Raw genomic sequence first — 14,301 nt, 5'->3', positions numbered from 1 at the left:
TGATATCGTTATCGTGTCCGCGGCGACTGGCGCGGGGCGCAACGGGCTGTCCGGGCGTCCCGGATCGGGCTGGTCGTCCCGCCCTGCGCCCCACGATGCGGCAGGCAAGCGTACTCTGGTACAGGGCGGCCCCGCTTCGCCACGGTGTGCACGAATAAGCGACATGCAAAAGGCGTGATGATCCCACGGTGCGCGCTCGCAATGCCAGCCCCGGATCGGGGGCGCTCCCATCTTGACGGTGGCGGCAATCCCCCGTATAAACCCGCCTAGATTCAAGCGACGAGGCAACAGTTCATTCGTTAGCCACCGTCTGGTACTTCGGTTGTCCATGGTGTCCTTTCCTTGAGTTCCCCGTGTCGGATGACGTTTTCGTCATGCGATCTTTTATGTCCTTTTTCTGGAAAGCAAATCATGCAAACCGGTATCGTCAAGTGGTTCAACGACGCCAAGGGCTTCGGCTTCATCAAGCCGGACGCGGGTGGTGACGACCTCTTCGCCCATTTCTCGGAAATCCGCGCCGACGGCTTCAAGTCGCTGCAGGAAAACCAGCGCGTGCAGTTCGAAGTCAAGAACGGCCCGAAGGGCCTGCAGGCCGCGAACATCACCCCGCTGTAAGCGTTGACCGCCGGCGCGCCTTGCGCGCGCCGAACAGCGTGAAACCCCGCCCCATGGCGGGGTTTTTTGTTTTCTGGCGCCAACTCGCGTATTGCGGGTCGCCTTCGCTTCAGCGGTTCGACCGCGCCCGCCCCTTCCTCCCCGTCCTCTCCCTCTCCCTCTCCCTCGGCGCTCCGCCTGCAAGCGGCCGACCATGCGCGCGGTGCGCGCGGTAGCGACCGGCACTGATTCGCGTCGCTCGGCTGCGCCCCCCATCTACCTTTCCTTCCCACTCCGGCAGCACGCAGAAACGGGTACGCATTGTTGCGCCGCATGCTCAGCCGGCCTTTCCGCCGGTTCGCAGAAATGGGTACGCAAGCGCATGCCGCCGGGCGATCGGCGCGGGCCCGGTCTCGCAGAAACGGGTACGGCCGGCTTCGTTCGAGGGTCCTGAATCGCCCTGCCGACGCGCAGAAACGGGTACGCCCCGAATTCGGCGCCCAGGTCCATGCCTTGGCGGATCCTTGCCGGCAAGCACCCCGCACCCGACCTATCCACAAGGCGGGCTGGCAGCGGGGCCGCAGAAATGGGTACGCACGATGCTGCAGAGCAAAATCCGCCAGCCGCCACCAACGCCATCGGCCTGCGCGCAGAAACGGGTACGCATTGGCTCAGGTGCATCTGGATGCTCGTTCGCAGAAACGGGTACGCCCTTGCACGACCCTCTTCCGACCACGGCCCGAAACGACCAGGACGTGGGCAGGGAATACGCAGAAACGGGTACGTAGGGGAAAATCCAATCACGCCAACGTATACGTAGAGTGTAAGCGCTAGCTTTTTCTACGATTAAGGTGTATCATGGAAACTTGGTGATTCCCTCGCCTAACCAGGGCATCGCCGCAGCGCAGAATCGGGTACGGCCTGGCTGCATGGGTCTCCGGGCAGGTACGCAGAAACGGGTACGCTTGGCGCGGGGATTGCCTGCTCGGATGGGTTCGCAGAATTGGGTACGCCGCAGAAACGGGTACGGCGGACTGCCTGGATGGCCCGATTCAGGCCCAACGCAGAAACAGGTACGCTTTGAAGGGGTGTAGCGCAGAAATGGGTACGCCCAGGCGCGACGGAATGCCTGGAGGGGGCTTGCCGGCGAACTAGTTTCTGCGTGGATAACCGTCTCGCCGCGGGGTTATCCACCGGTTTTGGGCAGGAACCTGGGCGTAAACGCCGTTTACTCCCAGCAGCCGCGCAGAAACGGGTACGCCTGGCGACCCGCCGGTTGTGGAAAAGCCTGTGGACGCCCCCGGTTATCCCCGCAGAATCCGGTTCGCGCCAGCCGCAGATACGGGTTCGGGTAGCCGCAGATACGGGTTCGGCCCTTCGCTGAATCGGGTACGGAACGCCGCAGAATCGGGTTCGCGGGGGTGTCTTTTCCCCTTAAGAATCAATGGCCTGAACTGCACGTATACGGTTTACAAGTAGTTAACCCGTATCGGTATCGTTTACTGGTAGCTGATGGCTGGCGAACCGTGGACAACCCTGGCGGGTTGCCCACCGTCCGCCACCATGCGACCGGCCATTAGATCCTCCGGCTTGCAGGAACCCCGATCAGCAAGGCAATCGCTTGCGTACCTGTTTCTGCGTGACAAGCTTTGCCGCTTCGAGTACAAAGGCGGGTAATCCGAAGCCCGCCAATATGCCCATCAAACGCTCCCCGGCCGCCACGGGGGATCGCAACGTCCTCGACCTGGACGCCGAACCCTCCCGCATCATTGTTCCCGGCAACGAGAACAACCTGGTTCCGTCCGAGAAATTCCAGCGTCTGTTCGACGAAGCACAAGCCATGGAGCGCGAAGACGCCTGGCAAAGCGGCGAAGTAGGTTTCCTGAGCCGCGCCAGCGTCCAGGTCACCCTGCCCTACCGCGCGCCCAAGGGCGCGCCGCCGGTGTGGACGCGCACCAGCGGCAATATCTCGCTGATGATCCAGCCGGGCTATTTCACGCAGCAGCGCTCCGAGCGTGCCGCCAACGGCCGCCAGAAGCTGGTGTCCGAGACGGTGTCGCTGGGCTACCCCTACGGCTCCTATCCGCGCCTGATGCTTGCCTGGATCGGCAAGGAGATCATGGCGAAGAAGAAGCGCGGCGAATTCACCGGTACGGTGGAAGACCGACGTATCTCGCTGGGCAATTCGCTGTCCGAGTTCATGTACAACCTGGGCATCCCGATGGCCACCGGGGGCAAGCGCGGCACCATGACGCTGGTACGCCAGCAGATGATCCGGCTGTTCTCGGCGACCATTGCGATCGTGCAGAACAAGTCGACGCCCAGCCAGAACCAGAACCCCAACCACGAGCCGCTGTCGATCGACCGCGTGGGCTACCTGCTGGCCGACCAGCTGTCGACCTGGTGGGACCCGATGCAGCCGGGCCAGGGTTCGATGTTCGAGAGCTTCGTGGTGCTGTCCGAGCCGTTCTTCAACGAACTGGTCAACCGGCCCGTGCCGGTCGACATGCGCGCGCTGAAGGCCCTCAAGCAGTCGCCGTTCGCGCTCGACGTGTATTCGTGGCTGACTTACCGCTTTTTCACCATCCAGCGCCGCACCGAGATCCCCTGGGAAGCGCTGCAGATGCAGTTCGGCACCGAAACCGAAAGCGAGCGCAAGTTCCGCGCGCTGTTCCGCAAGGCGCTGAAGGATGTGCTGGTGGTGTACCCCGGTGCCAAGGTCGACGCGGACTCGTCCAAGGCGCTGATCCTGCAGCCGTCGCGCACCAGCGTGCGCAAGCTCGGCTGAGTGCCTCGCGGGGCCAGCGTCAGTACCGAGGGGCCCTGAATGCAAAAAAGGCAAGCGTTGAACGCTTGCCTTTTTCGTTTGCCCGCGACGGACGGATCCGCAGCGGGCGAGGGGATCAGCCGAGGCTGGATCAGGCCGGCTTGATCGCCGAAGCCTGCAGGCCCTTCGGGCCTTGCTTGACTTCAAACGTCACGCGCTGCCCATCCTTCAAGGTCTTGAAGCCCGAACCCTGGATTTCGGAGAAGTGCGCGAACAGGTCTGCACCGCCGTCGTCGGGGGTAATAAAGCCAAAGCCCTTGGTCTCGTTGAACCACTTGACCGTACCGGTTGCCATAGGAATTTCCTTTTCGAAGCAAGTTCTTGTACACAACGCAAACAACCGTTCAAGCACGTTGAGTTCTCGTAGATACCGAACGGAAGCCGACGAGGTGACACGACTTGACTCGACTGTAGCGCGCATCATAACCACTTTGGATTGCGGTGTCATGTGCGGCGTAATGCGCACTATAGATACTTTAGGCACATTCCTGCCTGCTTTTCAAGCAATTTTACGGTCTTGCTTGTTTCCGTGCCGGGGAGGGCGGCTTCTGCCCTGAAGCGCAGAAACATAAACTTTGTAAAATTGGAAAACGGTTGATACGTCACCTCGTTTTGGCTACAGTTGCGCCTTAAGAATCAACCGCGCTTTCAGCGCTGAAAGAGAGGTCGCAGTGCCAGCCAAAATCATCACAGTCTTTAACCAGAAAGGCGGTTGCGGCAAGACTACGGTCAGCATGCACCTTGCCGGCACACTCGGCCTGCGCGGCGCGCGATCGATGCTGGTCGACATGGACGAGCAAGGCACCGCCACCCGCTGGGCCGCCCAGGCCAGCGACGAGAGGCCGTTTCCCGCCTCCGTGATTGGCCTGGCGCCGTCCGGCGGGGCCATGCATCGCGAGGTCCGCAAATTTGTCCAGGATTATGACTACATCGTGGTGGACTGCCCGCCGGCGGTGCATTCCGCGGCGCCGTCGAGCGCGCTGCTGATCTCGGACCTGGCCATCATCCCGGTGGTGCCGTCGCCCCCGGATCTGTGGGCGGCGGTGGCGGCCAAGACGCTGGCACAGCATGCCCAGGTCCAGAACGAGTCGCTGCTGATTCGGGTCATGGCCAATATGGTCCAGCGGCGGGTTTCGATTGCCCGCCAGGCGATTGAAATCCTCGGCGACGACGGCGACGTTCCGCTGTTGAATTCGATGATCGGGTCGCGCTCGGCATTCCGGGAGTGCCAGGCGATCGGTTGTACCGTGCATGGCGTCGCGGGCGCGCGCGAAGCGGTGCAGGAGGTCGACATGATGGTCGACGAAGTGTTGTCTTTGATTGAGTAATACGCATGGCTACCAAACTGAAGAGCCTGAAGGCTGGCATGCTCGCCGGCATGGCGGCCGAAAAGAACCGCAGCGAAACCCTGGACCGCTTTGCCCGCGCAGAGGCGGCCATTTCCCAGCATCCGAACGGTCTGCTGCAGGGCAGGGGGACCGATGCGGCACCCGCTTTCAGCGCTGAAAGTTTTGGCGAAGCAGCGGCCGGCCGGCAGCTGATCCGGATTCCGCTGGCGCAGTTGCACGACAATCCCCTGAACGCACGGCGACTCTACGATCCCGCGGTGGTGCAGGAGCGGGCGGCGTCGATCGCGACGCATGGCCAGAAGACGCCCGGCCTGGCGGCGCCGGATCCGGCGCGTCCCGGTCACTACATCCTGATCGACGGCCATTACCGCAAGCGAGCCCTGGCATCTGCCGGCAAGCTTGAGATGGAATGTTTTGTCGAAAACGACCTGAGCGACCTGGACTTTTACCGGCTGTCGTTCATGCTCAACGAGCAGCGCTCGGATCAGTCGGCGCTCGACAATGCCATCGCCTGGCGCCAGCTGCTGGACGAGGGCAAGGTCCAGAAGGAAGAAGAGATCTGCGAACTGACCGGGATCTCGGCGGGCACCGTGAACAAGACCCTGGCGTTGCTGCGCTTGCCGGAGTCCGTGCTCGGCGTGATGCGCGAGCGCCCGAGTGCCATCGGCATTGCCGCGGGCTACGAACTGACCTTGTACTGCAAGCTGGCCGGCGAGGAGCGCACCCGCGAACTGGCCGCGCGCATCATCAACGACGGGCTGTCCAGCCGCGAAGTCGAGGCTATCCGCAAGCACGCGCAGGAGGGCAAGTCGCGCAAGGTCAAGGAAATCAGCCGCCAGTACAAGATCCGCACCGACAGCGGCCAGCTGCTCGGCACGATCAAGGAATGGGATTCCGGACGCGTGATGCTGGACGTGCAGCTGACTGACCGCAGCGCCCGCGAGGCGCTGGTCGAAGCGCTCAAGGCCCGCTTTGGGCTGGACAAGACGCTGCTCTGAGCTGAGCCGGCCGCGGACCAGCCTTCGGTCCGCCGGGACGCCAGGGAATCAAATCCGCGCGGCAGTGGCACCATTGCCTGCGCCGTCTTCAGGGCAGCAGGTCGCGTGGCGACCTGGCGGCAAATGCCGGATCACAAGCCCGGCGATAGCGCTCGAGCATGGCCGCCAGCAGCGCGTGAAGTCCCCGCACCGAATAGCCACCGAGCGGTTGTGCCGCACGCTTGCGCTGGGCACGGCTGGTTGGCGGCGCCCCGGGCGGCCCGATCAGGCAGGCCGCCTCGGTGCCCGGTCCCTCCCATTGCAGGTTGCGGTCGTGCCAGTGCCGGGCCAGCGCGCGCTGCGTGCCGGCGGCAAGAACAGCCGGCGGATGATTTGCCGCATCAGTGCCTTCTGACGGCTCGTCCGGCGCGCCGGATGCCGGCCCGGGGGCTACCAGCGAGCGCCGCGTGGCCGAGGTCAGCCGCTCCAGGCTGAGTCCCTGGTCCCGCAACAGCAGAATGGCTGCGTGGGCAGTCCGGTAGCGCTGGCCGTCGCTGGCAGTGGCCAGATGCTCCAGCCATGACAGGAAGGGGGCCACGCTGTCGTCGCCCAGCGGTGTGCGGGCTGGCGGTGCGGTCGCGGCCTCGGGGACAGCAGCACCCATCGAGGGCTCAGGTATTTCCCCGGCTTGCGCCGGCCAGCGCGCCGCGCACGGGTAGCCGTTGTCATGCATCCACCGGAACAGGGCCGCCAGCACGCGCATGCTGTGGCGCTGGCTGGCAGGGCTGAGCGGTCCGGTCAGGGGCCGCCACGCGGCCTGCTGCCGCGGCGCCCGCGGGCCGCACCAGCGGCTGGCGGGCTCGGGCCGCGCGAGGAAAGCCAGGTAGGCCTGGCGGTCTTCCTGGTCCAGTTGGGACAGCCCCTTGTGGCGCTCAAGCGCTGCCCACAGCAGCAGGCGCTCGGCTTCCTTGCGGTAGGCGGCAAAGGTGCTGCGCCGGTCCGCCGCGGCCTCGCGCAACCAGGCTTTGACCACCGTCACCCCCTCGCTGTACGGGCAGCCGCTGCCGGCGTCCGGTACTGGGGCAGCGGGAGCCTCGCCGAGCCATTCCAGCGGCAGCGGCTGGCGCATGGCAGGGCCCAGCGCAGCCGGCTCCAGAGACGCCCGGTTGCCCACATGCGCGCCCAGCAGCGGCTTGCCGTCATCCCCCTTGAAGACCGTGCGATGCTCGCCGAGCCAGCGGTTGACCGCGCCGCCTGCGAGGGCGCCAATCCGCGGCACGGCCCGCCACCAGGCGCTGCCCCGTTGATTGGTTAGCTCAAAAAGAGCATTAAGAGTCACAATTCCAGCATTACGAAGGCGCCGGGCCAGCGCGGGCGCAAACCACAGTTCCACGCCATGCTGCGCGCGCGGCGCAGCCATGCCCAGTCTCTCGAGCTCGCCCAGCGCGTCCACGCGGCGATCCATGCCGCGGTTGGAGCGCCCGGGGCCGGCCAGCAGCAAATCCGCCAGGTCCGCGCGGCCGTGCAGGTGCGCCAGCTGGACCATGCGGTCGCGCAAGGCGAGCAGGATCCGCAGCGCCGACTCGGCACCGTCGTCGTCGTCATCGGCTTCGTCGGCCAGGTAGCGGGGCACGACCATGGCCGCGGGCATGCCCTGGACATAGGCGCGCACGGCGGCGAACTCGCTGCGCGTGAGGCGGATGGTCGTCGTGGCGGGAATCATCGGGCGGTCTTGCGCTGTATAGCTAACTTATTGATTTATAAGGCACTCAAAGCGAGCGAGAATTCATCCGCCCTGAAATGCATAGCAAAATGCAATGCCGATAATTTTATGCGGGATCTCGCTGCCTGGACATCCCCCGCGGCATTGTGCAGTCCGTATGCTTGGGTCAACGGCGGATTGACGCGGGTCGGCGTCGAGTTGGGGATTACCCGCCGCAGCGCACCACCACCTTGCATTAGCCGGGTGCGTTTCATATGCTGCAGGTCAGGAGTTATAAAAACTTAGATCAGACTTCAGTTACATCTAAGGGTCTTTAACATAAGCGTCTAACAACGCAAACCGGGGCGATCCGGTATCTCCAGGGGAAGTACGGACCTGTGGCCAGACGGGAAGGCTGCACGGCGGCCCGGAGCAATGGCGGATCGTAGGGATGTGCAACCGCAGGATAGCGGTGCGCGTCCGACAAGCAAGTACGGATTGTCGCGGGGTCCGTGCTTGCCGCAATAATAAGAGAGCGGCCATGGCCACCATCCTCTTGATCGAGCCTCACCCCCTCCTGCGCCTGGGTCTGCGCCATCTGCTGGCTCAAGCACACATTCCTGGCGACCTGATCGATATCGATCCCCTGGCGCCCATCGATTCCGACCTGTGGCTGGACGACGCCGATCTGCTGGTCTATGGCCTGCCGGCCGACCAGGCCAGCGGATGGTCGATGCTGGATGAACTGTGCCGACGGCTGCGCCCGCAACGGGTACTGGTCCTCAGCGATCAGGCCGTGCCATCGCTGCCGGATGCCGGCCTGCCTGAGCCGGTGCGCGGTTTCGTTCCCAAGAGCTGCAGTGCCGATGCGCTGGATGCGGCGGTACGCCTGGTGCTGGCCGGCGGCGAATGCTTCCCGGCGTGGGGGCAGCCCGCCCCCGGCCAGGAGTCCGGGGACGATGCAGGTCATGCGCTGGTGCCCGCGGCCGGCCACGCTGATGCCCGGGTGGTGGTGCTGCACACCGGTGCGGGCGATGCCGTGCACGACAGCCCGGCGCCGCTGCCGCAGCGCTATTTCCAGGCGCACGCGACCGAATTCGAGACCCCGTCTGCCGGCGCGCACCTGCTGAACATTACCGAGCGCCAGTATGAAGTGCTGGCACTGCTGGCACGGGGCTATCCCATCAAGACGGTCAGCCGCATGCTGAATATCTCGATTGCCACCGCCAAGACCCATGCCTGCACGTTGTATCAGCGCCTGCACGTGCGCAACAAGGGCGAGGCCGTCTATGTCGCCCTGCAAAAGGGCGCCACGCTCAACTGGGCCGGACCCGCGAGCACCGCGCCATTGCTGCGCACGCCGTCGCCGGCCCCGGACTGCCAGGCTGCCTGACCCGAGCGGGCCGACGACGAGATGATGGCGGGACGATGGCGAGCGGGGCAAAGCGGACGGCGAGGCGGGGATGAGGGCGCGGCTGCGCCGCGCAGCCAGCCTCCCGCGTCGGCGCCGGTGGCTCATCCATCTGGCGCGACGCTCTCAGCCAAAAGCATGAGGCAGGGGTCGCAACGGCTTGCTACCTTCTGATGGAAGGCATCTGCAGACACTTTCGCCGGCGGATTGGCGCTGCGTGGATGCCTTGCAAGCCGGGCCGCGCCGCAGCCCGGATCCTGACCGGGCAGCAAGCGCAGTTGTGGCCCGGGGCTGCCGCCGGACCGAGTCAATGTCGACCTACCTGATCGCCAGCAACGAAATGATGTGCCGTGTTCTGGCACGGCGCCTGAACACGCTGAACCTGCCGCAGCCGATTACCTGGCACACCCCGCAATGGCTGCAGGAATCGCAGCACGCGTCGGCGCAGACGCCCGCGGACCCTGCCGACATCGCCGTGGTCGATTGCACCGGCCTGGAGGGCGACCCCCGCGCCTTGCTCGACCAGCTGCGGGCGCGCCTGGCGCCGCGGCGCTGGCTGGTGCTGTCCGACCGCCTTGACCCCGCGCTGGTCCTGCATGCCGCGCTGCTCGGCGCCAGCGGATGCCTGGAACTGCCGGCATCGGTCGACCTGGTCTGCGCGGCCACCGCGCTGGCATGGGCCGGTGGTCAGTGTTTCCCGCGCATGGCACTGTCGCTCGCCGGGGCTTGCCCGGTGGCTCCCTCACTCGTTTGTGCGAGCCGTCCTACAACCACGGGATGAGGGGCGCGACGGTGCCGATCGCCTATGCTTGATTCGCCCGGAGCAGAAGCTGGCCCTCATTCGCAGGCTGGCCGCTCCGGGAGGTAAGGGGGTCGTATGAAGCCCGGACTGGAATTCCTCGTCGTTCGCGGCTTTGCCGTGCGCGAAGGCCGAGGCAAGTGGGCGTGCTGCTTCGAAATCAGGCTCGCAGCCCAATATGGAGAAGGATGCGGCGAGGATTGCGCCGCCGGCAGCGATGAACCGCTGCTCTACCGGGGAGAACTGCATGGGCGCCAGTTCGATTGCGAACTGGCTGCCGCCGATGCCGCGCGCGCGGCCGGCGAGCGCGAAGCGCTGCTGCGCGTGGAAAGCCTCAAGGCGCTGATCATTGCCCAACATCGGCTTCGCGTGCCGCCGTCACTGGTTACCTGAACCTGCAGGCACGCGCGTAGCACCTGTGCAGCGGCACCCGGCGCCAGCGCCCGGTGCCGCTGTGCGTTTGCGAGTCCCTTGCCTGCGCGCCTGCCGGCGCCTGGCGGGGCCCGGTGGCGGCAAGCAGTGCCTGGTAGCGCCTGGTGGACTTCCCCGGCCGGCCGGCCAAAAAAGAAGCCCGCCGACCGGGGGACCATGCGGGCTTTGAAAGCGCTGCCCGGTGAAGCATGGGCAGCGATCCCGATTGAACATATCCAATTGCGCAAAGAGTCTCTATCCACCAGAAGGCCAATGCCGCAATGTGCCCTCAACCTTCTCTGCACCTCTACCGGCATGCCGGAAAGCGCCTGCTCATTCGTGGCCGATGCGTGCAGCCGGCGCCGCGGGCAATGCCGCTGCACGCCACACGATGGTAGGCTGTCCCACTGTTCCGACTCCTGACTTCTGACGCCTCCGGCGCCCGCACGCCCATGAGCCACTGGCCCCACTGGCAACTTGTCTCCCTCTTCGGCGAATCCGCATACCTGCTGCCGTGTGCGGTGTTCCTGTACCTGTGGTTATACTGGCGCGGCGCGCCCGGCAGCGCCCGTCACTGGGTGCTGGCGTTCCTGCCGGCGGCGCTGCTGGTGCTGGCGTCCAAGCTTGCGTTCCTCGGCTGGGGCATCGGCAGCGAGGCGCTCGACTTCACCGGCTTCTCCGGGCATGCCATGATGGCCGCGTCGGTCCTGCCGGTGATGTTCTACCTGGCGGTGCCGGCCGCCTGGACGCGCCTCGGGTGGGTAGCGGCAGCGGCGGGGGTGTGTCTCGCATTCCTGGTCGGCGTCTCGCGCCTTGCGCTGCATGCGCATTCGGTATCCGAAGTCGCGGGCGGCCTGGCCGTGGGCCTGTGCGTGAGCCTGCCGTTCATCCTGCGCCGCACCACGCCGCATGGCCCGCTGGCGATGGTGCTGGCCGGGTTGGCGCTGGCGAGCGCGCTGGTCATGCCGATGACCGGGACCGTGGGTGCCTCGCACACGCTGATCCAGCAACTGGCCTTGTTCCTGTCCGGACGTGACCGCACGTTCCAGCGCGGCGAGTGGGCCATGCTTGCTCCCGTGCCTCTGCGCGGCGACATCCAGGCTGCCCTGCGCGCCCGACTGCCCCACTGAGCTGCCCCTTCGGGGGGCACCGCACCAGGTTGACCACCGCGCCGCGGGCTGTGTGCGGCCGCCAACAGACACTGCATGGTGGCTCGGCAACCATCGTCCCATCAAGCATTGCACGCGCGGTGGGGCGGTCATGGCATCCATTTCAACCTTTACGGCAGATCGCTATACGGCGTTGCATATCCTGTACCGGCTGGTCGACGCCGTGCTGGTCGGTGCCTGTGCGATCGTGATCGGTGCGCTGTACTTTCCGGAGGGCATCCGTGGTGCCGCGCCGGTCCATGGCTTCCTGGCCGCCTTGTGTTCAGTCGGCGTGCTGGCGGTGTTTCCCGCCTTCGGCATCTATGAGTCGTGGCGCGGCCGCAGCCGGGCGGCGCTCGTGCTGCGCCTGCTCGCGGCCTGGAGCACCGTCTTCATCGTCGGGCTGATGACGGCCTTCCTGATGCACCAGATCGCCGCGGTGTCGCGGGTCTGGTCGCTGGGCTGGTTTGGCTGCAGCCTGCTGGCGCTGGCCGGCGTGCGTGCCGTCATGTTCCGGATGCTGGGCAATGTGCGCGAACAGGGCATCAACGCCAAGCGCGTGGTGATCTTCGGCTACGGCCCGCTCGGCCGCGAGATGTACCAGCGGGTGGACCAGATCCGCGCCGCGGGCTATCGGGTCGTCGGCATCTACCATGAAGAGCCCATCATCGTGCCGGACGGCGTGACCTCGCTGCGCACCATGTCCGAGGTCAGCATCTTCGTGCACAGCCAGGGGGTCAGGGAAATCTGGCTGACCCTGCCGATGGTGGCCTGCCGGGACCTGTATGACGTGGTGCGGCAGTTCCGCAACGAGCTGATCGACATCCGCTGGATCCCCGACGTCATGTCGGTGGAGTTGCTGGGCCACCGCTTCAGCGAATTCCTCGGCCTGCCGGTGATCGACCTGAACAGCCCGCCGGTGTCGGGCATCACCGGCCTGCTCAAGGCCAGTTTCGACCGCGTCTTTGCGCTGGCTGCGCTGGTGGGCCTGTCGCCGGTGCTGCTGGCGGTGGCGGTGCTGGTGAAGCTGTCGTCGCCGGGGCCGGTGCTGTTCCGCCAGCAGCGGCTTGGCATGGACGGGCACCCGTTCGATGTCTTCAAGTTCCGCACCATGCGCCAGCACGCCGATGTGGGCGTGACGCAGGCGGTACGCGGCGATGCGCGCGTCACGCGCATCGGCGCGTTCCTGCGCCGCACCAGCCTGGACGAACTGCCGCAGTTCTTCAATGTCCTGCGCGGCGACATGTCGGTGGTGGGCCCGCGCCCCCACGCCATGGAGCACAACGAGCTCTACAAGGAGCTGATCGACCGCTACATGCTGCGCCACCGCGTCAAGCCGGGCATCACCGGCTGGGCGCAGATCAACGGCCTGCGCGGGCAGACCGATACCGTCGAGAAAATGCGCCGGCGTATCGAGTTCGACATCTATTACATCCAGCACTGGTCGTTCCAGCTGGACCTGCAGATCATCCTGCGTACCGCGCTGCACGGCTGGACCGGCGCGAGTGCGTACTGAACCGGCGTCGGCGGTGCCCGGGGGCGCATTGTCTAGGTGCGCAAACGTACCGAAACCGAGGCCTGATACGCGTGCAATAGGGCGCACCACAAAACGGGAGGTATTCAATGAAAGCAACCATCCGCAACATCCTGGGCGAGGTCGCCCGGCTGGATGTACCAGTCGCCAACCTGGCAGACGGCGATGACCTGTATGCAGCCGGCTTGTCGTCACTGGCCACCGTGCACGTGATGCTCGCGCTCGAAAATGCCTTCGATATCGAGATTCCGGACCAGATGCTGACGCGCCAGCTGTTCCGCAGCGTCGACTCTCTCGCCGCCGCGGTCGAGCAGATCCGGCAGCAGCCGGAGGCAGCATGAACCCCGTCACCAGGGTGGCACTGGCCCATTCCAGTGCGGATCCGGACGCCGTGCTGGCAAGTGGCGAAGCACTGATCGCCGCCGCCCAGACCGCTGCCGGGATCGCGCAGACGCATGCCGATGCCGTCGACCGCGACGCGCGCTTCCCGCATGAGGCCTTCGACAGCCTGCGCCAGCTTGGCCTGATCGGCGCCATGGTGCCGGTGGCACAGGGCGGCGCGGGGGCCTCGCTGGCGACCGTGGCCGCGATCTGCCGCGTGCTCGGGGCCGCGTGTGCGTCCACCGGGATGATCTACGCCATGCACCAGATCCAGGTGGCGTGCGTGATCGAGCACGGCGCCGGCAGTCCCTGGCATGAGACCCTGCTGTCACGGGTCGCCGCGGAGCAGTTGCTGCTGGCCTCGGCCACTTCCGAAGAAGCGATCGGCGGGGCGCTGCGCAGCAGCGGCTGCGCGCTCAATGTGGAGAGCGAGCGCTTTCACCTGCTCAAGATGGCGCCGACGATCTCCTATGGCGCGCATGCCGACGGCATCCTGATCACATCGCGCCGCCACCCCGATGCCGCGCCGTCCGACCAGGTGCTGGTGTGCGCGCTCAAGTCGGACTACACGCTGCAAAGCCTCAGCACGTGGGACACGCTTGGCATGCGCGGCACGTGCAGCAACGGCTTCCGGCTCGAAGCCACCGGCGACATGGCGCAGGTGTTGCCGGTGCCGTTCGGCGAGATTGCCGACGCCACCATGACACCGGTGTCGCACATTCTGTGGAGCGCGTTGTGGCTGGGCATCTGCAGCGATGCGGTGACGCGCGCCAAGGCCTTCTTCCAGGGGCAGGCACGCGCACGGCCGGGCTCGCTGCCGCCTTCGGCGGCACGCGTGGCGGAAGCGGTCAGCCTGTTGCAGCTGATCGAAGGGCGGCTGGACCTGGCGCTGGACCAGCAGCGCCGGCGCCATGCCGAGCCGTCGGTGTCGGCGGCCTTTGCGCTGGCCGCCGGCATGAACGGCCTGAAGACCGCGGTGTCCACGCTGGCGCTGGAGGTCGTGCAGCAGGCCATCCTGGTGTGCGGCATGGCCGGATACAAGCACGGCACGCCGTTCAGCCTGGGGCGGCACCTGCGCGATCTGTGGTCGGCTCCGCTGATGATCAACAACGATCGCATCCTGACCAACACGGCCAATCTGTTGCTGGCCGACCGTTCCTGAGGGAGG

The 14,301-nt window shown here is 65.9% G+C and carries 13 protein-coding genes; 11 read left to right on the top strand and 2 right to left on the bottom strand.

Translation table 11 applies throughout. From position 1 onward, the window contains the following. Positions 1-411 precede the first annotated feature (411 nt). Both ACZ5MJ_RS26050 and ACZ5MJ_RS26045 read left to right on the top strand, forming a co-directional pair. Positions 412-615: a cold-shock protein gene (locus tag ACZ5MJ_RS26050; protein ID WP_010811149.1), complete on the top strand. Its 204-nt coding sequence runs from the start codon at positions 412-414 to the stop codon at positions 613-615. 1,672 nt (positions 616-2,287) lie between these two features. Next, a complete protein-coding gene (locus ACZ5MJ_RS26045) occupies positions 2,288-3,382 on the top strand; it encodes a replication protein RepA (RefSeq protein WP_464223795.1) in 1,095 nt (364 codons plus the stop codon). A 130-nt stretch (positions 3,383-3,512) separates the two neighbouring features. Here the strand turns inward: ACZ5MJ_RS26045 and ACZ5MJ_RS26040 are convergent, their stop codons facing one another. Continuing rightward, positions 3,513-3,716: a cold-shock protein gene (locus ACZ5MJ_RS26040; RefSeq protein WP_006159056.1), complete on the bottom strand. Its 204-nt coding sequence runs from the start codon at positions 3,714-3,716 to the stop codon at positions 3,513-3,515. 376 nt (positions 3,717-4,092) lie between these two features. Here ACZ5MJ_RS26040 and ACZ5MJ_RS26035 point away from each other — a divergent pair, with 376 nt between their 5' ends. After that, complete coding sequence (locus ACZ5MJ_RS26035) at positions 4,093-4,749, top strand: AAA family ATPase (protein ID WP_464223792.1); 657 nt, start codon at positions 4,093-4,095, stop codon at positions 4,747-4,749. Between the two features lie 5 nt (positions 4,750-4,754). After that, positions 4,755-5,768, top strand: a complete 1,014-nt coding sequence (locus tag ACZ5MJ_RS26030; protein WP_464223791.1) for a ParB/RepB/Spo0J family partition protein — start codon at positions 4,755-4,757, stop codon at positions 5,766-5,768. A gap of 88 nt (positions 5,769-5,856) precedes the next feature. On the opposite strand, the gene ACZ5MJ_RS26025 is transcribed toward ACZ5MJ_RS26030, so the two are convergent. Next, positions 5,857-7,470, bottom strand: a complete 1,614-nt coding sequence (locus tag ACZ5MJ_RS26025; RefSeq protein ID WP_464223790.1) for a phage integrase family protein — start codon at positions 7,468-7,470, stop codon at positions 5,857-5,859. Between the two features lie 520 nt (positions 7,471-7,990). On the opposite strand from ACZ5MJ_RS26025, the gene ACZ5MJ_RS26020 reads away from it, so the two are divergent. The 7 genes from ACZ5MJ_RS26020 (at position 7,991) to ACZ5MJ_RS25990 (ending at position 14,295) form a co-directional block, all read left to right on the top strand. Next, positions 7,991-8,842, top strand: a complete 852-nt coding sequence (locus ACZ5MJ_RS26020) for a response regulator transcription factor (RefSeq protein WP_464223789.1) — start codon at positions 7,991-7,993, stop codon at positions 8,840-8,842. A gap of 328 nt (positions 8,843-9,170) precedes the next feature. After that, complete coding sequence (locus tag ACZ5MJ_RS26015; protein WP_464223788.1) at positions 9,171-9,641, top strand: DNA-binding response regulator; 471 nt, start codon at positions 9,171-9,173, stop codon at positions 9,639-9,641. Positions 9,642-9,737: 96 nt separating this feature from the next. Further along, positions 9,738-10,052, top strand: a complete 315-nt coding sequence (locus tag ACZ5MJ_RS26010; protein ID WP_464223787.1) for a hypothetical protein — start codon at positions 9,738-9,740, stop codon at positions 10,050-10,052. A gap of 470 nt (positions 10,053-10,522) precedes the next feature. After that, positions 10,523-11,200 carry a phosphatase PAP2 family protein gene (locus ACZ5MJ_RS26005; RefSeq protein ID WP_464223786.1) on the top strand — a complete coding sequence of 226 codons (678 nt, stop codon included), beginning with the start codon at positions 10,523-10,525 and terminating at the stop codon, positions 11,198-11,200. 130 nt (positions 11,201-11,330) lie between these two features. Then, positions 11,331-12,734, top strand: coding sequence for an undecaprenyl-phosphate glucose phosphotransferase (locus ACZ5MJ_RS26000; protein ID WP_464223785.1), 1,404 nt, complete (start codon positions 11,331-11,333; stop codon positions 12,732-12,734). A gap of 107 nt (positions 12,735-12,841) precedes the next feature. Beyond that, the gene (locus tag ACZ5MJ_RS25995; protein WP_115013938.1) at positions 12,842-13,093 is read left to right on the top strand and encodes an acyl carrier protein; all 252 of its coding nucleotides are present in this window, start codon (positions 12,842-12,844) and stop codon (positions 13,091-13,093) included. Beyond that, the gene (locus ACZ5MJ_RS25990) at positions 13,090-14,295 is read left to right on the top strand and encodes an acyl-CoA dehydrogenase family protein (protein ID WP_464223784.1); all 1,206 of its coding nucleotides are present in this window, start codon (positions 13,090-13,092) and stop codon (positions 14,293-14,295) included. The genes ACZ5MJ_RS25995 and ACZ5MJ_RS25990 overlap by 4 nt, the downstream gene beginning before the upstream one ends. Positions 14,296-14,301 lie beyond the last annotated feature (6 nt).

Source organism: Cupriavidus sp. LA-1, assembly GCF_055385985.1.
Note: the sequence above shows the minus strand (reverse complement) of the source record. Positions and strands in the feature narration are given on the sequence as shown.